At 68.8% G+C, this 22,757-nt stretch carries 13 protein-coding genes; 5 read left to right on the plus strand and 8 right to left on the minus strand.

Going from position 1 to position 22,757, the window contains the following annotated elements:
* Positions 1–2 precede the first annotated feature (2 nt).
* Entirely contained in the window at positions 3–1,679 is a 1,677-nt protein-coding gene (locus ACWDR3_RS39025) for an ABC transporter ATP-binding protein (RefSeq protein ID WP_450357336.1), read from the plus strand.
* Positions 1,679–3,607, plus strand: a complete 1,929-nt coding sequence (locus ACWDR3_RS39030; protein ID WP_450357337.1) for an ABC transporter ATP-binding protein — start codon at positions 1,679–1,681, stop codon at positions 3,605–3,607. The genes ACWDR3_RS39025 and ACWDR3_RS39030 overlap by 1 nt, the downstream gene beginning before the upstream one ends.
* 73 nt (positions 3,608–3,680) lie before the next feature.
* Here the strand turns inward: ACWDR3_RS39030 and ACWDR3_RS39035 are convergent, their stop codons facing one another.
* The 5 genes from ACWDR3_RS39035 to ACWDR3_RS39055 all read right to left on the minus strand — a co-directional run bounded on the left by ACWDR3_RS39035 (position 3,681) and on the right by ACWDR3_RS39055 (position 10,798).
* Positions 3,681–4,979 (minus strand): RNA polymerase sigma factor, encoded by a 1,299-nt coding sequence (locus ACWDR3_RS39035; RefSeq protein ID WP_450357338.1) that lies wholly within the window; start codon positions 4,977–4,979, stop codon positions 3,681–3,683.
* A gap of 227 nt (positions 4,980–5,206) precedes the next feature.
* A complete protein-coding gene (gene dnaG / locus ACWDR3_RS39040) occupies positions 5,207–7,111 on the minus strand; it encodes a DNA primase (RefSeq protein ID WP_450357339.1) in 1,905 nt (634 codons plus the stop codon).
* A 29-nt stretch (positions 7,112–7,140) separates the two neighbouring features.
* Positions 7,141–8,406, minus strand: a complete 1,266-nt coding sequence (locus ACWDR3_RS39045) for an NAD(P)/FAD-dependent oxidoreductase (protein ID WP_450357340.1) — start codon at positions 8,404–8,406, stop codon at positions 7,141–7,143.
* Positions 8,407–8,541: 135 nt separating this feature from the next.
* A complete protein-coding gene (locus ACWDR3_RS39050; protein ID WP_450357341.1) occupies positions 8,542–9,825 on the minus strand; it encodes a deoxyguanosinetriphosphate triphosphohydrolase in 1,284 nt (427 codons plus the stop codon).
* 61 nt (positions 9,826–9,886) lie between these two features.
* On the minus strand, positions 9,887–10,798 hold the full coding sequence (locus ACWDR3_RS39055) for a sirohydrochlorin chelatase (RefSeq protein WP_450357342.1): 912 nt from the start codon (positions 10,796–10,798) through the stop codon (positions 9,887–9,889).
* 213 nt (positions 10,799–11,011) lie between these two features.
* Between ACWDR3_RS39055 and ACWDR3_RS39060 the strand changes: the two genes are divergently transcribed.
* Positions 11,012–11,728, plus strand: coding sequence for a SanA/YdcF family protein (locus ACWDR3_RS39060; RefSeq protein ID WP_450357343.1), 717 nt, complete (start codon positions 11,012–11,014; stop codon positions 11,726–11,728).
* A 21-nt stretch (positions 11,729–11,749) separates the two neighbouring features.
* A complete protein-coding gene (locus ACWDR3_RS39065; protein WP_450357344.1) occupies positions 11,750–13,915 on the plus strand; it encodes a glycoside hydrolase family 36 protein in 2,166 nt (721 codons plus the stop codon).
* Positions 13,916–13,935: 20 nt separating this feature from the next.
* Here ACWDR3_RS39065 and ACWDR3_RS39070 read toward each other — a convergent pair whose 3' ends face one another.
* Positions 13,936–14,352 (minus strand): gamma-glutamylcyclotransferase family protein, encoded by a 417-nt coding sequence (locus tag ACWDR3_RS39070; protein ID WP_450357345.1) that lies wholly within the window; start codon positions 14,350–14,352, stop codon positions 13,936–13,938.
* A gap of 146 nt (positions 14,353–14,498) precedes the next feature.
* Between ACWDR3_RS39070 and ACWDR3_RS39075 the strand changes: the two genes are divergently transcribed.
* Positions 14,499–16,148 (plus strand): M4 family metallopeptidase, encoded by a 1,650-nt coding sequence (locus ACWDR3_RS39075; RefSeq protein ID WP_450357346.1) that lies wholly within the window; start codon positions 14,499–14,501, stop codon positions 16,146–16,148.
* Positions 16,149–16,405: 257 nt separating this feature from the next.
* On the opposite strand, the gene ACWDR3_RS39080 is transcribed toward ACWDR3_RS39075, so the two are convergent.
* Complete coding sequence (locus ACWDR3_RS39080) at positions 16,406–16,807, minus strand: hypothetical protein (protein ID WP_450357347.1); 402 nt, start codon at positions 16,805–16,807, stop codon at positions 16,406–16,408.
* Between the two features lie 98 nt (positions 16,808–16,905).
* Complete coding sequence (locus tag ACWDR3_RS39085) at positions 16,906–22,539, minus strand: polymorphic toxin-type HINT domain-containing protein (protein ID WP_450357348.1); 5,634 nt, start codon at positions 22,537–22,539, stop codon at positions 16,906–16,908.
* Between the last annotated feature and the right edge of the window lie 218 nt (positions 22,540–22,757).

A 22,757-nucleotide genomic window follows, 5' to 3' on the forward strand; every position in this document is an offset into this window, starting at 1 on the left:
TGCTGGTGCTGCTGCAGTTCCTGCAGACCTGCGCCACCCTCTACCTGCCCACCCTGAACGCGCACATCATCGACAACGGCGTCGTCAAGGGTGACACCGGGTACATCCTCTCGTTCGGCGCCCTGATGATCGGCATCTCGCTGGTGCAGGTCGTGTGCAACATCGGGGCCGTGTACTACGGCGCCCGGACCGCGTCGGCGCTCGGCCGGGACATCCGGGCGGCCGTCTTCGACCGCGTGCAGTCGTTCTCCGCCCGCGAGGTGGGCCACTTCGGCGCGCCCTCGCTGATCACCCGTACGACGAACGACGTGCAGCAGGTCCAGATGCTGGCCCTGATGACGTTCACGCTGATGGTGTCGGCGCCGATCATGTGCGTGGGCGGCATCGTGCTGGCGCTCGGCCTGGACGTACCGCTGTCCGGGGTGCTGATCGCGGTCGTACCTACGCTGACCATCTGCGTGACCTTGATCGTGCGGCGGCTGCGACCACTGTTCCGGGCGATGCAGACGCGCCTGGACACGGTGAACCGGGTGCTGCGCGAGCAGATCACCGGCAACCGCGTGATCAGGGCCTTCGTGCGGGACGAGTACGAGAAGGACCGGTTCAGGAAGGCCAACACCGACCTGACCGAGATGCAGCTGAAGACCGGCAACCTGCTCGCGCTGATGTTCCCGGTGGTCATGACCACGGTGAACCTGTCGTCGATCGCGGTGGTCTGGTTCGGCGCCCACCGCATCGACAGCGGCGGGATGCAGATCGGCGACCTGACCGCGTTCCTCGCCTATCTGATGCAGATCGTCATGTCCGTGATGATGGCCACCTTCATGTTCATGATGGTGCCGCGCGCGGAGGTCTGCGCCGAGCGCATCGAGGAGGTGCTCGACACCGAGTCCAGTGTCGTGCCGCCGCTCGCGCCCGTCACCGAACTGCGCAGGCACGGCCATCTGGAGATCCGCGGCGTCGGCTTCTGCTACCCGGGTGCCGAGGAACCCGTGCTGAAGTCCGTCGACCTGGTGGCACGCCCGGGCGAGACGACCGCCGTCATCGGCTCGACCGGCAGCGGAAAGTCCACCCTTCTGAGTCTCATCCCCCGACTGGTTGACGCCACCGACGGCCAGGTCCTGGTCGACGGTGTCGATGTGTCGACGCTCGACCCGGTGCTGCTGGCCAAGACGGTCAGCCTGGTGCCGCAGCGGCCGTACCTGTTCGCGGGCACGGTCGCCACGAACCTGCGCTACGGCAATCCCGACGCCACCGACGAGGAACTGTGGCACGCGCTGGAGGTGGCGCAGGCCAAGGACTTCGTGTCCGGCCTCGAAGGAGGCCTCGACGCACCCATCGCGCAGGGCGGCACGAACGTCTCCGGCGGTCAGCGCCAGCGGCTCGCGATCGCCCGTACGCTCGTCCAGCGCCCGGAGATCTACCTCTTCGACGACTCCTTCTCGGCCCTCGACTACGCCACCGACGCGAACCTGCGCGCGGCGCTGTCGCAGGAGACCGCCGAGGCGACCGTCGTGATCGTCGCCCAGCGCGTGGCGACCATCCGGGACGCCGACCGGATCGTGGTCCTCGACGAGGGCCGGGTCGTCGGGACCGGCCGCCATCACGAGCTGATGGCCGACAACGAGACCTACCGGGAGATCGTCCTCTCCCAGCTCACGGAAGCGGAGGCTGCCTGATGGCCGGGCCGATGGGGCGGATGATGGCCGGGGGCGGCCCCGATCAGCGCTCGATGGATTTCAAGGTGTCGGGCAAACGCCTGATCGCCCAGTTCAAACCGGAACGGCTCACCATCTACGCGCTGTTGACCTGCGTGGTCATCAGCGTCGGCCTGAACGTGATCGGTCCGAAGATCCTCGGCCAGGCCACCGACCTGGTCTTCGCCGGGATCATCGGCCGCGAGATGCCTGCCGGGGAGACCAAGGCGCAGGTCCTCGCCTCGATGCGGGAGCGCGGCCAGGGCACGGTCGCCGACATGCTCCGCTCGACCGACTTCACCCCGGGCCAGGGCATCGACTTCGACGCCGTGGGCCGCGTACTGCTGCTCGCGCTCTGTACGTTCCTGGTGGCCGGGCTGCTGATGGCGGTCGCGACCCGGCTGGTCAACCGGGCGGTCAACCGGACGATGTACCGGCTGCGCGAGGACGTCCAGGCGAAGCTGTCGCGGCTGCCGCTGTCGTACTTCGACAAGCGGCAGCGCGGTGAGGTGCTGAGCCGGGCGACCAACGACATCGACAACATCGGGCAGACCCTCCAGCAGTCGATGGGCCAGCTCATCAACTCGGTGCTCACGATCATCGGCGTGCTCGCGGTGATGTTCTGGGTGTCATGGCTGCTGGCGCTGGTCGCGCTCGTGACGGTGCCGCTGTCGTTCCTCATCGCCACCCGGATCGGCAAGCGCTCGCAGCCGCACTTCGTGCAGCAGTGGCGCACCACGGGCAAACTCAACGCCCACGTCGAGGAGATGTACACCGGGCACACCCTGGTGAAGGTGTTCGGGCGGCAGGACGAGTCGGCGAAGCAGTTCGCCGAGCAGAACGACGCGCTGTACGAGGCGGGGTTCAAGGCGCAGTTCAACAGCGGGGTCATGCAGCCGCTGATGATGTTCGTGTCGAACCTCAACTACGTGCTGGTGGCGGTGGTCGGCGGCCTTCGGGTCGCATCCGGCGCGCTGTCCATCGGTGACGTGCAGGCGTTCATCCAGTACTCGCGCCAGTTCTCGATGCCGCTGACGCAGGTCGCGTCGATGGCGAACCTGGTGCAGTCCGGTGTCGCCTCCGCCGAGCGGATCTTCGAACTCCTCGACGCGGAGGAGCAGGAGGCCGACCCGATGCCGGGTGCCAAGCCCGCGGAGCTGCGCGGACGGGTCGCGCTTGAGCACGTGTCGTTCCGCTACGACCCCGACAAGCCGCTCATCGACGACCTCTCGCTCAAGGTCGAACCCGGCCACACGGTCGCCATCGTCGGCCCGACCGGCGCCGGCAAGACCACGCTGGTCAACCTCCTCATGCGGTTCTACGAGGTGTCCGGCGGCCGCATCACCCTCGACGGCGTGGACATCGCCACGATGTCCCGGGACGACCTGCGCGCCGGCATCGGCATGGTGCTCCAGGACACCTGGCTGTTCGGCGGCACGATCGCGGAGAACATCGCGTACGGGTCCGCCCGCGAGGTCACGCGGGGCGAGATCGAGGAGGCGGCACGGGCGGCCCACGCGGACCGTTTCGTCCGTACGCTGCCCGACGGGTACGACACCGTGATCGACGACGAGGGCACGGGTGTCAGCGCCGGTGAGAAGCAACTGATCACCATCGCGCGGGCGTTCCTGTCCGACCCGACGATCCTGGTCCTGGACGAGGCTACGTCGTCGGTCGACACGCGCACGGAGGTGTTGATCCAGAAGGCGATGGCCAAACTCGCCCACGGCCGCACGTCGTTCGTGATCGCACACCGCCTGTCGACCATCCGGGACGCGGACACGATCCTCGTCATGGAGAACGGCGCGATCGTCGAACAGGGCGCGCACGCGGACCTGTTGGCGGCGGACGGGGCGTATGCGCGGCTGTACAAGGCGCAGTTCGCGCAGGCGGTGGCCGAGGTGGACTGAGAAGGGCGCGCCCCGCGCCCCTTCAGGGGCGCGGGGAACTGCGCGACCAGCCCCCACGGACCCGCACCCGGCATCAGTCCAGATAACCCCTCAGCTGATCCGCAAATGCATGATCCCTCAGCTTGTTCAGTGTCTTGGACTCGATCTGCCTGATCCGTTCCCGGGTGACCCCAAAGATGCGGCCTATCTCCTCCAACGTCCGCGGCCGGCCATCAACAAGCCCGTACCGCAGCTGAACAACCTTCCGCTCCCGCTCCCCCAGCGTCGAGAGCACGGCCTCCAGATGCTCCCTGAGCAACAGGAACGCGGCCGACTCGACGGGGGACGCCGCGTCGCCGTCCTCGATCAGGTCACCGAGGGCGACGTCGTCCTCCTCACCCACCGGCGCGTGCAACGACACCGGCTCCTGGGCGAGCCGCAGCACCTCGCTGACGCGCTCCGGCGCGAGGTCGAGGTGGTCGGCCACCTCCTCCGGCGTCGGCTCGTAGCCGCGCTCCTGGAGCATGCGGCGCTGGACGCGGACGACGCGGTTGATGAGCTCGACGACGTGGACGGGGACGCGGATGGTACGGGCCTGGTCGGCGAGGGCACGGGACATGGCCTGCCGGATCCACCACGTCGCGTACGTCGAGAACTTGTAGCCGCGGGCGTAGTCGAACTTCTCAACCGCCCTGATCAGGCCCAGGTTTCCCTCCTGGACGAGGTCGAGCATGGTCAGTCCGCGGCCGACGTACCGCTTGGCGACGGAGACGACGAGCCGGAGGTTGGCCTCGATGAGGCGGCGCTTGGCCATCCGGCCCAGGACGACCAACCGGTCAAGGTCCAGGGCGAGTTGGCTGTCCAGGTCGACGGCGGTGCTGAGCCTCTCCTCGGCGAACAGACCGGCCTCGACCCGGCGCGCGAGGTCGACCTCCTCGGCCGCGGTGAGCAGGGAGATCCGGCCGATCTCCCGCAGGTACTGCCGGAACAGGTCCGAGGACGGTCCGCTGGTGTCGGCGCGGCTGCTGCGGGGCGGCTCGGGCGCTTCGACGGGTTCGGCGGCCTCCGGGCTCTCCAGCGCCTCGGCGGGCGGCTCGGCGGGTTCCGCGGACTCGGTCTCGGGGTGGTGCGCGACACGCGTCTGCGGAGGGACCGCGACCAGTACGTCGGTCTCCGCGTCCGGCTCTGTGCCGTCTGTGCTCTCGGTCTGTGTGAGGGTCTGGGTCTGCACGGGGGCGACCTCCAGGATGATCGCTGCCAGGGGGTACGGCAGCGGTTCTTCGGGGGCGGAGTCGACGGCCTCGCCGTTGTCCGTCCCGTACTCGATGAGCGGAACCGCGGGGGTCTGGGACCCGTATGGGACGGATCGGCCGCGCTCCGAGGACTCAGGCACCGGAACCCAGTGTGGAGTACGACACATCGCCGCCACGAGGGGCGTGCGGTGACTTTTTGAGTCCGGTCCGTGACCGCGTGGTTACCCTCGCGGAGAACTCGGGAGCTTGTGTCCGCTCTGATCTGCCACGATTCGCGCGCCGACGCACTTCGCTCCGGCCCGGGGCCGGTTGTGCGAACAACCCGCGCTCATGGGTCGGGTGCCCAGGAGGGCGCCGCCGAACCGCGCTAGAGCGCGCCGGCCCCTTGCTCCCGCAGCGCCTGGTCGTACTGCTGGAGCACCCACAGCTCGTTCTGTACGGCGGCCAGCTGGGCCGGGTCGCCGCCGGCGGAGAGGCGGGCCATCTGGGACTGGATGTCGCGGATCCGGCGTTCGACGGCTCGGCGGCGGACCCAGACGAGCTGCTCGCCCGCGTAGTTCTCGTCGACCGTGCGGCGCATGATCGCCTCGACGGCCAGCTCCGTCACCATCGCGCGGACGGCGTCGTCGGGGGCGGCCTCGCGGACGCGGACCAGGTACTCCTGGCCGTCCTGCACGCCGTACTCGGCGCCGCCCGCGTCCATGACGGCTTGGCGGACGGCCGCGTAGGGGACGGCGGTGAACTCGTCGATGCCGTACGCGTCGAAGGCCGGCGAGACCAGCTCGGGGCGCTGGAGGGCGAGTTTGAGGAGTTCGCGTTCGGTCGCGTAGACCGGGTTGCGGAGGTTGAGGGCCGGGCCGCCGGGGGCCGCGGCGCGGGGGCTCGATTCGTACGGCTGCTGCCGGCCCCGGTCCGGCGCCGGGCCCTGGCCGCCGCGGTCGCGGGCCCAACGGGCCAGCTGGGCGACCCGCTTGACGACGAACTGGGTGTCGAGGATGCCGAGCATGCCGGCGAGCTGGACGGCGACCTCGTGCTGGGCGCCGGAGTTCTTGATGCGGGCGACGATGGGGGCGGCCTCGTCCAGGGCGGCCGCGCGGCCCGCGGGGGTGTCGAGGTCGTAGCGGACGACGATCTGGCGCAGCGCGAACTCGAAGAGCGGGGTGCGGGGTTCGACCAGGTCGGCGACCGCCTCGTCGCCCTTGGCCAGGCGCAGTTCGCAGGGGTCCATGTTGTCCGGCGCGATCGCGATGTACGTCTCGGCGGCGAACTTCTGGTCGTCCTCGAAGGCGCGCAGGGCCGCTTTCTGGCCCGCCGCGTCGCCGTCGAAGGTGAAGATCACGCGCGCGCTGCCGTTGTCCATCAACAACCGGCGCAGGATCTTGATGTGGTCGCCGCCGAAGGCCGTGCCGCAGGTCGCGATGGCGGTGGTGACGCCGGCGAGGTGGCAGGCCATGACGTCCGTGTAGCCCTCGACGACGACCGCGCGGGACACCTTGGCGATGTCCTTCTTGGCGAGGTCGATGCCGTAGAGGACCTGGGACTTCTTGTAGATCGCGGTGTCGGGCGTGTTGAGGTACTTCGGGCCGTTGTCCGACTCGTAGAGCTTCCTCGCGCCGAAGCCGACGACCTCGCCGCCGATGTCGCGGATCGGCCACATCAGGCGGCCGCGGAAGCGGTCGATGGGACCGCGGCGGCCCTCCTGGGCGAGGCCGGAGAGGAGGATCTCCTTGTCGGTGAAACCCTTGCCGCGCAGGAAGCGGGTGAGGTGGTCCCAGCCCTGGGGGCTGTAGCCGACGGAGAAGTGCTGGGCCGCGGCCTGGTCGAAGCCGCGCTCGGCGAGGAACGTACGGCCCGCGTCCGCCTCCGGGCTGGTCGCGAGCTGCTCCATGTACCAGTCGGCGGCGATCTTGTGGGCCTCGACCAGACGGATGCGCTCGCCGCGCTGGTGGGAGGGGTTGTAGCCGCCCTCCTCGTAGCGCAGGGTGATGCCGGCCTGGCCCGCGAGGCGCTCGACCGCCTCGGAGAAGGAGAGGTGGTCGACCTTCATCACGAACGTGATGGTGTCGCCGCCCTCCTGGCAGCCGAAGCAGTGGAAGAGACCCTTGCTCGGGCTGACCTGGAAGGACGGCGACTTCTCGTCGTGGAAGGGGCACAGGCCCTTGAGGTTGCCGCCGCCCGCGTTGCGCAGCTGGAGGTACTCGGACACCACGGCGTCGATCGGGACCGCGTCCCGAACCGCCTTCACGTCCTCGTCGTTGATCCGTCCTGCCACGCGTGAATTCTACGGGGATGGACTGACACTCAAGGGACGAGGCTTTCGAGCGGAACGTGCGGGTCCGCCAACGACTCGGTGTTCACCTGTGTCTTCGCCCGGATCAGCTGCTGGATCGGGTCTGTGACGTCCCACACGTTCACGTTCATCCCGGCGAGCACGCGGCCCTCCTTGACCCAGAACGCGATGAACTCACGCTTCCCCGCGTCCCCCCGGATCACCACTTCGTCGTAGGAGCCCGGGGGCGCCCAGCCGGAGTACTCCATGCCGAGGTCGTACTGGTCGGAGAAGAAATAGGGCACGCGGTCGTAGGTGACGTCCTTGCCGAGCATCGCGCGTGCCGCCGCCGGGCCGCCGTTGAGGGCGTTGGCCCAGTGCTCGACGCGCAGGGTGGTGTCGAACAGGGCGTGGTGGAAGGCGGCGACGTCGCCGGCCGCGTGGATGTCGGGGTCGGAGGTGCGCAGCCGTTCGTCGACCGCGATGCCGCCGCCGTGCGCGCGGTCGGCGATCTCCAGGCCCGCCGCCTCCGCGAGGCCGATGCGCGGGGCCGCGCCGATCGCGGCGAGCACATCGTGCGCGGGGTGCTCCTCGCCGTCGTCGGTACGGGCCGCCAGGACCATGCCGTCCTGGCCGACGATCTCGGTGAGGCGCGCGCCGAAGTGGAAGCGCACCCCGTGCTCGCGGTGCAGCTCGGCGAAGAGGTTGCCCAGTTCGGGTCCGAGCACGCCGTGCAGCGGGGTCGGCCCCTGCTCGATGACGGTGACCTCGGCGCCGTACTCCCGTGCCGCCGCGGCGACTTCGAGGCCGATCCAGCCGGCGCCGGCGATCACGAGGTGGCCGTTGTCCCGGCCGAGGGCGGCCAGGACGCCCTTGAGGCGCTCGGCGTGCGCGAGGCGGCGCAGGTGGTGCACGCCCGCCAGGTCGGTGCCCGGGATGTCGAGGCGGCGCGGCTCGGCGCCGGTGGCGAGCAGCAGCTTGTCGTAGCGCACGAGCGTGCCGTCGCCGCCGAAACGGACCGTCCTTGCGGTGCGGTCGATGGCCTCGACGGTCTCGCCGAGGTGCAGCTCGATGTCGTTCTGCGCGTACCACGCGGGCTCGTGCACGAAGACGCTGTCGCGCTCCTCCTTGCCCAGCAGATAGCCCTTGGAGAGCGGCGGCCGCTCGTAGGGGTGGTCGCGCTCGTCGCAGATCAGTATCACCCGGCCGGTGAAGCCCTCCGCTCGGAGCGTCTCGGCCGCCTTCGCGCCGGCGAGCCCGCCTCCGACGATGACGAATGTCTGATCCGCGTCGACCACTTGATGCCTCCTCGTAACGGTGCCGCCACATGCGAGCGTCCCGCACGGAGTGTGATGGGGGAAGAGGGAGTGGCCCGATCAGGCCACGGAGGGTCACATTCGGGCGCGTTTCACGTCACCCTGTTCGCCTCAGTCTCACTGGTGCCCCGTCAGACGCGCGTGAAGCGAGCGGGCCGAGGCGTCGGTCAGGGAGGCGATCTGGTCGACGATCACCCGTTTGCGGGCACGGTCGTCGGACGCCAGGTCGAACAGCGCGCGGAACTGCGGATCCAGGCCGTCGGGAGCGCGCGCGGTGAGCGCCTGCGCCAGCTCGGCCACCACGATCCGCTGATCGGCCCGCAGCCGCTCCTGCTCCGCCCGCTGCATCACGTACCGGTCCGCGACCGCCTTGAGGACCGCGCACTCCAGCCGCGTCTCGTGCGGTACGACGAGCTCGGCTCCGTATCTCGTCAGCCGCCCGGTGCCGAACGCCGCGCGCGTGGCGGACTCGGCGGCCGTGCAGAAGCGGCCGATGAGCTGGCTGGTGGCGTCCTTGAGGCGGGCCTGCGCGACCGCCGAGCCGTCGTAGCCGTGCGGCCACCACTCCTCGTCCTGGAGCCGGTCGAGGGCTGCGGCGAGCTCGACGGGGTCGGTGTCCGCGGGCACGTACCGCCCTATGGCGACCGCGAAGACCGCCTGCCGCTCCGGCTCCGCGTGCAGGCAGTTGGGGTCGATGTGGCCCGCGTGCAGACCGTCCTCGACGTCGTGCACCGAGTACGCCACGTCGTCCGCCCAGTCCATGACCTGGGCCTCGAACGTGATCCGGCTGCCCGGTGCTTCCTTGCGGACCCAGTCGAAGACGGGCCGGTCGTCCTCGTAGACACCGAACTTGGGCGACTTGGGGTCGTCCGGGCGGGCGCCGCGCGGCCAGGGGTACTTGGTCGCCGCGTCCAGGGTGGCGCGGGTGAGGTTGAGGCCTACGGAGCCCTCAGGGGTGAACCTCTTGGGTTCGATCCGGGTGAGCAGGCGCAGGGACTGGGCATTGCCCTCGAAGCCGCCGCAGTCGTCCGCGAACTCGTTCAGCGCCTGTTCGCCGTTGTGGCCGAACGGGGGGTGGCCGAGGTCGTGGGAGAGACAGGCGGCTTCGACCAGGTCCGGGTCGCAGCCGAGCGCTGCGCCCAGCTCTCGGCCGACCTGGGCGCACTCCAGGGAGTGGGTGAGGCGGGTGCGGGGGCTGGCGTCCCACGCGGACGAGTTGCGCTCGCCCGGTGTGACGACCTGGGTCTTGCCGGCGAGTCTTCTCAGGGCCGAGGAGTGCAGTACGCGTGCGCGGTCGCGTTGGAAGGCGGTTCGGCCTTGGCGTTTGTCGGGCTCTGCGGCCCAGCGGGCGACTGACGTCGGGTCGTAGCCGGGGGGTGGGGTGTCGTTGTTGCCTTCCATGACTCGACAGTAAGCGGAGGCAGTGACAAATGGGGTGCGGCTGTTCGTCTGCCGGGTGCTCTTATATGGCGAGTGCGGGTTGGGTGTGGCTGGTCGCGCCGTTCCCCGCGCCCCTGAGGTCGGCGGCCAGAACCGGCGTTGACAATGCCTGGTCGTAGCGGTGCAGCAAGAGGTTGGCCATTGCTGGGTGCGTTCCCAAGGGGGCCGAGGCGATCCAGGGGGCCTGTTCCGCGCACTCTCTCGCGAAGCGGCCGGGGGCCGTGAAGTACGACGCTACGGCTACGCGGTGGCGGGCTTGAGAGGCCAGTACGGCCAGGGCTTCGGGGATCGTCGGGGCCGCCGTGCTTGCGTAGGCGGGGAGGACGGGGACGCCCAAACGCTCGGAGAGCAGGGCGGCCGTGTGGTTCGTGTCCGTCTGGGAGTCCGGGTCTCGGGAGCCGGCCGCGGCGAGGATCACGGCGCTCTCTCGACGAGTGGCCGTGTCCATGCGCATGCGCCAACCGGCCTCGATCAGGCGGGCCTGGAGGGCGTCCACCAAGAGGGGGTGCGGGCCTAGCGGCGCGGCCACGCGCGTGCGTGCCTGGGGCTGTGCGGCCATCTCGGGGATGTCCCGCTTGACGTGGTAGCCGCGGCTGAGGAGGAGCGGGACGAGGACCGCCCGCGCGGTGCCGAGGGCAGCGAGCGTGTCGGGGAGCGCGGGTTCGTTCAGCTCGATGTGGCCGAGGTGGACGGGCAGGCCCGGGCGCAGGGCGCGGACGCGGTCCAGGAGCGTGCGTACGGTGCTCAGCGCGCGCGGGTCGCGGCTGCCGTGGGCCACGACGACGAGGGCCGGGGGCCGGGGGCGCCGGGTGCCGTCGAGGGCCACGAGGCTGAGCTGGCTGGCCAGTTGACTGCCGATCCGGTTCATGAGGTGCGCCGTACTGTCGAGGTGGGCGGTCGTGGACTCGTCGCGGTGCAGGTTCGACGGCGTCATGCACCGATGGTGGCGGTACGAGGTTGCCGCCCCGTTGCACCGGAATGACGCGTCTTTTCGCGCGGTTCACGGTGGGGTGCAGGGGGTGTGTGAGGTGACGTGACCTGGAGTTTCACCTCCCGTAGTGAACCTGGTCACGTGTCGGGGGCCGAACCGTACGGCCTGACAGGACGTCTCTGAGTGTCGAGCGACCGACCGGAAAGGGGCCGTGCGATGCGCCGACCGAGGCTGCGGGCATGGAAGCCGCGCGCACCGAGGCTGCGCCAGCCGCGACTGCCACGCACGCGTGCCGGGCAGCGGCGGCTGGTGCAGGCCGTGATGGCCGGGTGCGTGCTCGCGCTGCTTCCGTCGACCTGGATGTACGTCGTGACGGGTGACCGGCTGCGCACGGTCGCGGACGTGCCGCGCACCGAGGTCGCGGTCGTCTTCGGCGCCGGCCTGTGGGACGGCGAGCCGTCGCCGTACCTCGCCAACCGCCTCGACGCGGCGGCGCAGCTGTACCGCGCGGGCCGTATCGAGGTCGTCCTCGTCACCGGCGACAACAGCCGCGAGGACTACGACGAGCCGGACGCCATGCGGACGTACCTGACGAGGCATGGCGTCCCGGACGGGCGGATCGTCAGCGACTACGCCGGGTTCGACACCTGGGACTCCTGCGTCCGCGCCAAGAAGATCTTCGGCGTGGACAAGGCCGTACTGATCAGCCAGGGCTTCCACATCCGGCGGGCGGTCGCGCTGTGCCAGGCCGCGGGCGTGACGTCGTACGGCGTCGGGGTGGACGCCAAGCACGACGTGACCTGGTACTACGGCGGTACGCGGGAGATCCTCGCGGCGGGGAAGGCCGCGCTGGACGCGGTGTTCGAGCCGGATCCGCGGTTCCTCGGGCCGAAGGAGGCGGGGGTGAAGCGGGCGCTGACCGAGGCCCGTTGAGCGCACTCTAGGCTTGGCGGGGTGAACGATCACGAGTTCGGTTACCGCTGGGGCCATTCCGCGCTCATCCTCGACCTCGACTTCGGTCCCGACGTCGGCATGGATTCGGGCGTCGGCCCGGGCGCGTCGCTGCGGGTGTCCCGACCCGGTGATCCGACGCCGGCCGCGGCGGACCTCCCGCTCGTCGACGTGAGCCTCATGGGTGCGGGGACCGGCTGGTCGGGGCCGCGTTTCAGGGGTACGGCGCTGGGGGCGCGGCTGCGCTATCGCGCGCACCGGGCGACCTACGGCGACGGATGGCATCACCTGACCGTCGAACTGGCCGATCCGCGGGGCGGGTTGAGGGTGTTCGCCGAGTACTCGTCGCCGGACGGGGTCGCGGTGCTGCGCTCGCGAGTGCGGGTGCGCAATGAGGGCGACGCAGCGGTGACGGTCCGTTCCGTCGGCAGTCTGCTGCTCGGCGGGCTGCCCTCCCCCGACGTACTGGACGCGCATCGGGCCCGCAACGACTGGCTCGCCGAATGCCGTTGGTACGCCGAGCCGTTGCGGGCGTCGGTGCCGGACATCGGGCGGGATGTGCACGAGCACGACTCGCGGGCCGCGCTGCGGCTGACCGGGCGGGGCAGCTGGCCGACCGACGGTCATCTGGCGATGGGCGCGCTCACCGACCGTACGGACGGGCGGTGTTGGCTGTGGCAGGTCGAGTCGGCGGCGGGCTGGGCGTGGGACGCGGGCGAGGCGCCGGCCGGGCGCACGTACGTGGGGCTGAGCGGGCCGACGTACGACGAGCACGGCTGGAGTCAAGTACTGGGCCCGGGCGAGGAGTTCGCGTCGGAGTACGCGGCGCTCGCGTTGGGGGACGGGTTCGACGGGGCGGTGGGGGCGCTGACGGAGTACCGCCGCCGGGTGCGCCGACCACATGCTGATCACGACCAACTCCCGGTCGTCTTCAACGACTACATGAACACCCTGATGGGCGACCCGACCACCGAGAAGCTGCTTCCGCTGATCGACGCGGCGGCCTCGGCGGGCGCGGAGTACTTCTGCGTGGACGCCGGTTGGTACGACGACTCGGCCGACGGCGGCTGGTGGGACAGCGTGGGGGCCTGGCAGCCGTCGGGGCGGCGCTTCCGCGGGGGCATCCAGGAGGTTCTGGGGCGGATTCGGGAGCGGGGGATGGTGGCGGGGGTTTGGCTGGAGCCGGAGGTGGTGGGTGTACGGAGTCCTGTGGCGGGGGCGGGAGTTCCTGTGGCGGGGGCCGGTGCGGAGGCAGAGGCGGGCTTGGAGGCAGCGGCGGGAGCGTTGCCGGATGACGCGTTCCTGCGTCACGTCGACGGCACTCGTGTCACCGAACAGGGCCGTCACCAGCTGGACTTGACCCACCCCGCGGCCCGGGCTCACCTGGACGCCACCGTCGACCGGATCGTCGGCGAGTGGAGGGTGGGCTATCTGAAGCTGGACTACAACATCACGACGTCGGCGCCGGGGCTGCTCGACCATTCGCGGGCGTGGCGGGCCTGGTTGGCGTCCGTCCTGGACCGGTATCCGTCCCTGGTCGTCGAGAACTGCGCGTCCGGTGGCATGCGGATGGACGGCGCGTCCCTGTCCGTCACCCAGCTCCAGTCGACCTCGGACCAACAGGATCCGGTCCGCTACCCACCGATCGCGGCGGCGGCGCCGACGGTCGTCCCGCCGGAGCAGGGGGCGGTGTGGGCGTACCCCCAACCGTCCTTCTCCGACGCGGAGATCGGCTTCACGCTCGGCACGGCGATGCTTGGGCGAGTTCATCTGTCCGGCCATCTGGACCAGATGACGGAGCGTCAACTGGAGCTGGTGCGGGAGGCGGTGGCGACCTACAAGGCGATTCGGGGTGACCTGCGTACGGCGGTGCCGTTCTGGCCGCTGGGGCTGCCGGGTTGGACGGACGAGTGGGTCGCGGTGGGGTTGCGGGCGCCGGTGGAGGGGGCGACGTATGTGTCGGTGTGGCGGAGGGACGGCGGGGGTGACGGGGTCGGCGATGAGATCGAACTGGTGCTTCCGGTGGGGCACTTGGTGGGGCGGGCGGATGTCCGGTGCGAGGTTCTGCACGCGACCGATGCCGATGGGGCCGTGGCTTGGGATGCGGCGGCCGGTCTCCGCGTGACGATGGCGACGGCACCGGCGATGGCGCTGATCCGGCTCACGTGATCTGGTTCATCTGATCCGGCTCACCTGATCCGCCAGTCCCCGCTCTCGATCAACTTCCCCTGGCCACGCAGGTGTTCGGCGACGGTCGGTGCGGCGACGTACACCCACGCGCGGACCGTCTGCCCGGCGCTGCCCCCGTCGCACCGCACCCCGCGCTCGACCCGCTCGTACAGGTTGCTCGGGTCGCCCGGCGCGTACTCCTCCAACCGGTCGAGGGCGGCGAGGAGTTCCTCGTAGTGGGCCGGCAGGGCGGTCACCAACTCCCCGTGCACGACCCCGCCCGGCGCCTCCACGGCGTACGGGTAGCCGGGGCCGTCGTAGAGGACCGCGCCGGTCAGGCGAGCCGGGGTCTCGGAGTGGATGCGGCCGCGCAGGAACGGGTCGTGGTTGACCTCGCCGGGGCGGAGGGTGCCGTAGACGAAGAACGGGAGGGTCACAGAAAAGATTCTCTCTCCCCACACTCTTCCTCACATTCTTCCTCGGACGCGGTATGGACATGACATCGCCGGGCTTCTTAAATCTTGGTCAGCACCAGCGCGCACCTCCCCCACACGCGCCCGTTGGCGCCTTCCCGAGGAGACCGATGAGCCCGATACGCCCGCACCTCCGTGGTTCCCGTCGTCTCGCCACCGCCGGAGTGGCGGTCACCAGCGCCGCCCTGCTGGCCGCCGCGCTGTCCCCCGCCGCCCAGGCGGCCGACAGACCGACCAGGGCCACCGCGATCGACAACGCCGTGTCCGCGCTCGTCGCGCACGCGTCGGCGCTCGGACTCGACTCCGCGCAGAGCACGTCGGTGCGGGATGTGATCGTCGACAAGGACGGCACGCAGCACGTCCGCTACGACCGCACGTACCGCCAACTGCCCGTACTGGGCGGTGACTTCGTGGTCCACCTGGCGGCGGACGGGACGTACCGCAGCGCGAACCGGGCGACGAGGAGCCGAATATCCCTGGCCTCGATCACGCCCTCGGTGTCCGCCCCGAAGGCCGCCGACATCGCGACGAACGCGCTGCGGGCCGCGAACCTGGGCGAGACGTTGAAGAGACTGACGGCCAAGCCCCAGTTGGTGGTTGACGCCCTGCACGGCACGCCGAAGCTGGCGTGGCGGACCAATGTGGTCGCGCAGGACTCCCTCGGCAACCCCGTCGCGCGCACGGTGATCACGGACGCGCGCAGCGGGGCGCAGATCGACGCGTGGGACAGCATCGAGACGGCGAGCGGGGACGGGCAGTCGCTGTACGGCGGGACGGTGCCGCTGGAGACGACGGTGTCCGGGTCGACGTACCAGCTCAAGGACCCCAACCGCGGGAACACGTACACCGGGGACGCGGCGAACAAGACCGACCTGTGCATCTTCGGTATCTGCATCGTGCGGGCGCCGTCCACGGTCTTCACCGACGCCGACAACCACTGGGGCACGGGGGCGACTTCGGACCGTGCGTCGGCGGCGGTGGACGCGCAGTACGGGACCAACGAGACGTGGGACTACTACAAGAACGTGCACGGCCGGAACGGCATCGCGGGCGACGGCAAGGGCTCGTACAACCGGGTGCACTACGGCACCAACTACAACAACGCGTTCTGGGACGACAGTTGCTTCTGCATGACGTACGGCGACGGTGACGGGACGACGTTCGGGCCGCTGGTGGCGCTGGACGTGGCCGGCCACGAGATGACCCACGGCGTCACCTCCAAGACCGCCGCGCTGACGTACTCGGGCGAGTCCGGCGGGCTGAACGAGGCGACGTCCGACATCCTCGGCACGATGGTCGAGTGGTACGCCAACAACCCCTCCGACAAGGGCGACTACCTGATCGGCGAGAAGATCGTCCGCTCCGGCTTCGGCAAGGCGGCCCTGCGCTTCATGGACAAGCCCTCGAAGGACGGCAACTCGGCGGACTCCTGGAGCAGTTCGGTCGGCAACCTCGACGTCCACTACTCCTCGGGCGTGGCCAACCACTTCGCGTACCTCCTCGCGGAGGGCAGCGGCGCAAAGACCATCAACGGCGTCGACTACAACTCCCCCACCTCCAACGGCTCCACCCTCACAGGCATCGGCCACGACAAGGTGGGCGCGATCTGGTACCGGGCGCTGACGGTCTACATGACGTCGTCGACGAACTACGCGGGGGCGCGGACGGCTACGTTGAACGCGGCGAAGGACCTTTATGGGGCGGGGAGTTCGGAGTATGGGGCTGTGGGGGCGGCTTGGAGTGCGGTGAACGTGTCGTGAGGTGAGTCGACTCCAGGCGCGAGTTGTGATTGCCCCGATACGGCGTCGAGGCGGCCGCAGATAGGTGTCAGCGTCTTCGCCGACGTCTGACTCCGCCTCCAGCGAGACGGCACGCCCTACTGCGACGAACCACCACCGGCGCCGCCCTCGTCGTTGACGTCACCGTCAACGAATGGTGTCAGACACCATCGAGGCCTCCTCAGCACAAGCTGAGGAGGCCTCAGGTCCGCAGAAGGAAAGTTGAGCGGCAGCCCTGTTCACCACTGACGCCACCTATCGGTGATCGCATAGCGATTCACGCCCTGGCGGGCTGCGAGCTCACCAACATCAACCCCACTCTCAGTCAATACTTCATCGATGAACAGGCAGATTTGCTCTCGCTCGTCGGTGTCGATGCTGCCATCCGTCGCTTCCTGGTTCACCCTGTTCAAAGCCAGAACAGCCTGTTCAACAACGCCGAGGATCTGCGTGTCCGATGCAGTCCCCAGTTGCTGCGCCTCGACTTCGAAGGCTGCCAGAGCGGCGTCGACTGTCTCCAGGAAACGTTCGGAGTAGGCACCCAAGAAGGATGCGCAGTCAGCGCTCAGCGTGCCATCAGCGACCGCTCGGGCTTCTTTCGCCATTTCGCTTCGCCAGTACTCAGAAGGTCTTTCAGCCATGGGAAAATCCTACCGCCCGTTTTACCACTTGTGATCCAGAGGTGCCCTCAGCGCACCCCGCGCCCACCTATCACTCCGAACCGAACGACGAAGATTGCCTACGGAGCTTGGGCGTTTATCCGATTCAAGAGCGTCCCTCCACCAATTCCACCATAATAATCGATCAGGCTTTGCTCATGGTCATATATCTCCTTCTCGTTCCCATTCGGAATCTCGATCCAGTCAAGCTCGCTGACATCAGAAGACTTGTACCCAGAACTTTTTACAGCGTGACGGTCATCACTGAACGCGCGATGGACTCTACGGTGAATCGTGTTCGTCCTCGTCGCAGACCCCACGTACACCATTCCGTCCTTCATCTTGATGATGTAGACACCCTGAGTGTCAGGAACGTCCAACCGGCCAGTGGGTGACTGAGATCCAAACGTTCGACACCCGCTGTTGTGAACAAGTACCGGCGTCTCGCCCGCCAGCACATAGTACGTGTGCAGGTCGTCCACAGTCAGGTTGTACGTTCGCGCGTGCTGGGCGAACCCTCGGTTCCCGGTGACGATGACGGTATCGCCTTCGTCGGTGCGCAGTGTCATGCCCGGCTTGAGGTCGCCCGCTGTGATCCAGTCCCGTTCGGACGGCGACCAGAACGGGTGCTCATGGGTTGCCGTGAGTTTCTCGATGCCATTCTCCGTGGCGATCGAGAGTTCGTTGAAGTACTTGTCGCCATCCGTCCGGATGAGGCGGGTGACCTTGCGGGGGCCGGTTTCTCCGGTCTTCGGGTCCGTTGCCTGGACAGTGTCTCCGACCTTGATGTCCTCGATGTCTTTTGTTCTGCCGTCGGCCATGAGGACGTCCGTGCCGGCGAGGAAGCACTTGCACCCGCCCTTCGTTCCCTTTCCGGCACCGCTGAGGCCGCCGGGGCCCTCACCAGCACCTCCGGTGATGAAGGCCAGGGCAGCCACTGCCGCCATCAAGTGCGGCACCTGGCTGCCGCATCCGCTGTCGTGACCGAGGCTCATGCATGCAAGGACCTTGAGATGCGTGAGAATGCGCTCGTTCGCCGCCTCTTCCTCAGCATCCTGAGCACTCGACAGGCAACTGCTGTCGCCACCGTCCCAACAAAACGTTTTGATCTCGCGGTAGAGACTGTCCGCATATGCGTTGGCGTTCTTCCACTTGCGGTCCACGAAGACGCCCGGGTACAGCTCGACGTACTTCTTCTTGAACGCGGGTGGCAGGACGTTCCCCGCGTTGCTCGCGGCCTGATAGTTCTGCGAATACCTGGGCGGCCCCGACGAAGCCGGGTGCGTCGGTGTTCTGTTCTCGTGGTTCGGGGACGCTCGTGTCGGGCAGTCGATGTCGGCGCACAGGCCGGTCGGGTCGCTCGTCGAGACCGGGCTGTTGTTCGCGTAGGCGTACCCGTTCATCTGCAGCGGACTGGTGATGTCGATGATCGGGTCCGCCGACAGGAAGCGGCCTGAGTTCTGGTCGTACTCTCGGGCGCCTATGTGCGTCAGGCCGGTCGCCGCGTCGTCGACGCCCACGCCGAGGTAGCTCCGCTTGTTCGGCCAGTTCGTCGGCTTCGGGCCGCGGGCCTCGCCGTACGGCTTGAAGGCTCGGCGGGTGACCGGCTGGCCGGTGGACAGGTCCACTGTCGTGTTCGCTGTGCCCAGGTGGTCCGCGAGCAGGACAGTTAGCTTGTGGCCCGTCGTCGAGCCGTTGGTGGTCGTGCGGACCACCGTCGGGGCGCCGGGCTGGGCGTACGAGCGGGCGGCTCGGGTGATGGTGCCCGTCGCGGACGTGGTGAGTTCGGTCTCGCCGAGGTACAGGGTCGAGCCTGAAGGCGAGTTCTCCAGGAGGCGGTTGCCGTCGGTGTCGTAGACGTAGGTCGTCTTCTTGCCGTCGTCCGTGATCGAGTCGAGTTTGTTCTCGGAGGACCAGACCAGGTTCTGGGTGGTGGCGGCGAGGTCGCGGACCGTGGTGTTGCCCGTCGCGTCGTACGTGTAGACGCCGCCCCGGCCGGAGGGGGTGGAGCTGGCCCACGCCATCGTGTGCGGCTGGGTCTCGTACGCCGGAGTCGTCGGCGTCGCCGGGACCGTGTGGCCGTAGCCGTAGGTGATCGTGCCGTCCTGGTCCGTCACCTTGGCCCGGTTGCCGAGCCAGTCGAAGGTGTACGACTGGCGGTAGGCCGTCGCGCCCGTGGAGATCGTGGACGTGTCCGGGGCGGCCGCCGCGAGCGTCGAAGTCAGGGAGTCGTCCGGGGTCGACGTATCCGTCACCTCGTCCGGGGCATCGGCGACCGGCCCCGAGGAGAACGCGTACGTGGTGCGGTATCCCCACGTCGTGCCGTTGGCGGCTTTGCAGCCGGTGCCCTTGTTGTCCGGCGTGATCTTCGACGTCCAGGCGTGCGCCAGCTCGCCCATCACGTCGTAGGTGAAGCACTGGGTGTCCCAGGTGTCACCCGTCGCGTCGCTGAGCTTGCGGGCGTTGGAGGTGATCGTGCCGGACGCGTCGTAGGAGTAGGAGGAGTCCGAGATGCGGTTCGGGGCTGCCGTCTCACGGTCCGCGACCGTGCGTTCGAGGCGGCCCGTGTGGGGGTCGACGAAGTTCGTCGTCCAGACGCGGTAGGGCTGGGAGCCGGAGACCGTGCGCAGCACTTCGCCGTACGGCGAGTACGTCGCGTCGGCCGTGTACCAGGCCAGGCCCGAGGTCGACTCCACGAGGCCGTCGTTGTTGTAGCGGGTGACGACCTTTTCCCGTGGCAGTCCGCCCACGGCCGGCAGCGTGACCGACTGCTGTTTCCCGGTCGGTGTGTAGGAGTAGGCGTAGGCGTATGTGCCGGCGAGGCCCGTCGTCATGGAGTTGGCGGGGACGACCGTCTCGCTCCCGGTCACGTTGTACTCGGCGTCATAGCCGGTGACGCGGTTGACGTAGTCGCCGTTGTCCGTGTGCCGGGTGGAGCTGGACGGCCGGCCGATGCCACCGGGTGCGTCGTCGTAGGTGTACTCCTTGACGGGCGTGGCGGTGACGGAATCCCGCCTCACCCCCGTGACACGCCCGAGCAGGTCGTACTCCGTGAAGGTCTCCTGCCCGCGCGCGTTCTTCACGTGGTCGGGACGGTCTGCGGCGTCGTACCACGTGTCCGTGGTGCCCGTGTCGGGATCGCTCGTGGAGGTCACTCGACCGCGCGCGTCGTACACGGACGACCAGACATTGCCCGCGGGGTCGGTGACCTTGTACTGGTTGCCCCGGGCGTCGTACTCGTACGTGGTCGTGCGTCCCGCTGTCGCGCTGGAGGCGTCCTTGGTGAAGTGCTTGACCGATGTGACCCGGCCGAGGGCGTCGACATACGTTCTCGTCCTCGGGGCGGTGGAACCCGGTGGATCCACCGTCGTGCTGACTTCGTCGTGCCACGTGAACGTCGCGTACTTGTACCCGCCGTCGTTGTAGACCGACGCTCGAGCCTCGCGCTCCAGGCCGTCGTAGCGGTACTGGGTCCAGCTCGGGATCAGTGCCTTGGACCTGGGTTGGAAGAGCCCTGTAGCCGGCTCGCCCTTCGCGAGGTAGGCGCTGGTCCGCTGGGCGACCACGCCGTGGTCGTTGTAGTCGGTGTCCGTGATGATCCGGCCGGGGCCATGGGCCTCGGTCTGCTTCTGGACCTCGCGCATCAGACCGTCGTAAAGGGTGATCTCACGCAGGTAGGTGCCGTCGTCCTTCAGCGAGTCGACGGTCACCGCCGCGGGGCGGTTCTCACTGGACGTGGCGATGGCCGGCTGGTAACTGATGACGACGACCGGCGACTTGCCGGCCGAGGAGCGCGACGGGGACCAGCCCTTCACCAGACGCCCGAGCGCGTCGTACTCGCTGCGTGTCACGCGGCCGTTGGGGTCGGTGACGGTCAGCGGAAGACTGCGGCCCGGGTCGAATGTCGTAGTGGTGGCCTGTCCCTTGGCGTTGATCAGCTTGGTCGCGGTGACCGGACCGCCCGCCTCGGGCGTGTACTGCGTCTCGGTGGGGCCCTCGCCAGGCTTGGCGACGGTGCGGAGCCGGCCGAGGTCGTCGTAGGTCATGTCGGTGGCGACGGAGTACGAGGTGCCGGCCCCGTTGATCTCGGCCACCGCGGTGGCCGTCCCCTTGGTCGGCGTCGCGCCGTAGGCCAGCCCGTCGTAGGTGTTCCGTACCGCCGACTTGAGCTTGGTGGCCGGATCGGCGGTTGCGTAGGCGGCACAGGACGTGCCCGTGGTGCGCTGTTCCTTCGGCAGACCGATCAACCAGACCGACGTGTTGTTCACGTACGACGTCACCGTGCAGGTCTGGTCGGAGAGCGTCTCGGACGAACCGCTCGGCTTGACGACGGCTGTCTCCACCTGAGTGGGAAGGCCGTAGGTGTCATCGACCTCGGTGAGCGTACGCACAGCGCGCCAACTGGTGCCGACCGTCTGGATCTCGTCCGTTCGTTTGACGCCCGTACGGTGGGCGAGCAGCGGTTCCCCGGCGGTGCCGTCCTCGTTCTCCCGGGCGCGGGAGGCAGTCTGCTTGGACCACGGGTAGTTCAGTGAGCTCTTGAGGATCTTGCCGTCGGAGTCGACGTAGGTGATGGTCTCCGCTGTCATTCCGGCGTACTGCGGTGCGTCGTCCGACAGCAGCGTGTACTTCCCCGTGGAGTCCTTCACCTCGCCGCCGATGCCCTGGAAATAGCGCGTGACGGACTGCGACTGCGCCTGCGGGACACCCGGTTCGGAGCTGGACTTGCTGCCCTTGGTGGCCTTGACCTGCCGGTATCCCCGCCAGTCGCTGTACGTCCGCAACGAGGGGCGGCTGAACTCGTCGTCGCTCTTGGCCCACGCCGGCCCCGAGTACTCGTACTTGCTGACGACCGGCTTGCCGTGGGAGGTGACCTTGTCGATCTCGGTGACGCTGTCGACGACGTACTTGTTGAACCATGCCTTCGCCGGGGTCTTCTCGTCACCGTCGGGTGACCAACGCACCGGATAGCAGGTTCCGTTGTTCTTGCCCTTGTCCTGAGCGGGCTCGCTCGCGCAGCCGCCGGTGTACTCGATCTCGATGTCGCCGCCGTACTCGGTGGAGACCACGCCGATGCGAGGACGAGTGAAGCCGGGCCGTTGATCACTCGCCCCGGTGCGTACCAGATTGGGCAGCTGACGGTCCTTCAGCCGGTCCTTCAGCGGGGAGGTCGAGCCGACCGAGTACCGCCCGAAACTGATGCCGTCCTCGGACTGGAGGGTGCCGGTGGTGTCACCGGGTCCGTAGCCGGTCCGCGTGAGCGAGTTGAGCCACAGGCCGGGCGACGTGTCGTACCAGTCCTCGGGGAACGACTGGTGAAGCGTGTACTTGTCGACCAGGCCCAGGCCGCTCTGCCCGGCACGGGCGGCCTTCGTCGTGACCGTGTCCAGGCGCAACTGTGTCCAGAAGGACGGGAATGACGGGCAGAGCTTGGAGTTGGACTTGCAGTTGAGGTTGCCGGGCGTGTCCCACCAAGGTCGGTACGCCCCTGGGTCGTCGGTCTTGGCGAAGTTGGTCGCATCGCACGCGGCAACGGACGTCAGGCAACGCTGCTCGGCACCGAAGTTCACCGTCGCGGACGGCTTGGTGAGGCTGTCCGGGCGCATGCCGTACTCGATCGAGGCCGGAGAGGCATAACGGTCGTACTGCTCGGGCGACGTGAACGTCTTGCGTACGGCGTAGTAGTTCGTCTCCTGCTTCCAGTTGACGATCATCGTGTTGCCGTGGACGTCGACGACCTTGTCCAGTCCCCACCGCCATGCCTGCTTCTTGCCGCGCGACAGGGCGGCGCGTGGAGTGGAGGTAGGGGGCGAGACCGATGCCGTCGGCGACCGAGTGCAACCATGACCGATCGCTGGGCGCTCGCTCCGGCCGAGGGTGGTGGCGTGGAGGCCGCGCCCCTCGGTCCGGACGGCGTGCTCGCGGGACCGGT

Source organism: Streptomyces sp. NPDC001002 (assembly GCF_053599215.1).

What these genes read in the sequence shown, in the direction of transcription:
- ACWDR3_RS39030 (WP_450357337.1), top strand. Translation starts at nt 1,679, where the DNA reads ATGGCCGGGCCGATGGGGCGGATGATGGCCGGGGGCGGCCCCGATCAG.
- ACWDR3_RS39055 (WP_450357342.1), bottom strand. Translation starts at nt 10,798, where the DNA reads ATGACGCCGTCGAACCTGCACCGCGACGAGTCCACGACCGCCCACCTC.
- ACWDR3_RS39050 (WP_450357341.1), bottom strand. Translation starts at nt 9,825, where the DNA reads ATGGAAGGCAACAACGACACCCCACCCCCCGGCTACGACCCGACGTCA.
- ACWDR3_RS39080 (WP_450357347.1), bottom strand. Translation starts at nt 16,807, where the DNA reads ATGGCTGAAAGACCTTCTGAGTACTGGCGAAGCGAAATGGCGAAAGAA.
- ACWDR3_RS39075 (WP_450357346.1), top strand. Translation starts at nt 14,499, where the DNA reads ATGAGCCCGATACGCCCGCACCTCCGTGGTTCCCGTCGTCTCGCCACC.
- ACWDR3_RS39085 (WP_450357348.1), bottom strand. Translation starts at nt 22,539, where the DNA reads ATGATCGTCAACTGGAAGCAGGAGACGAACTACTACGCCGTACGCAAG.
- ACWDR3_RS39060 (WP_450357343.1), top strand. Translation starts at nt 11,012, where the DNA reads ATGCGCCGACCGAGGCTGCGGGCATGGAAGCCGCGCGCACCGAGGCTG.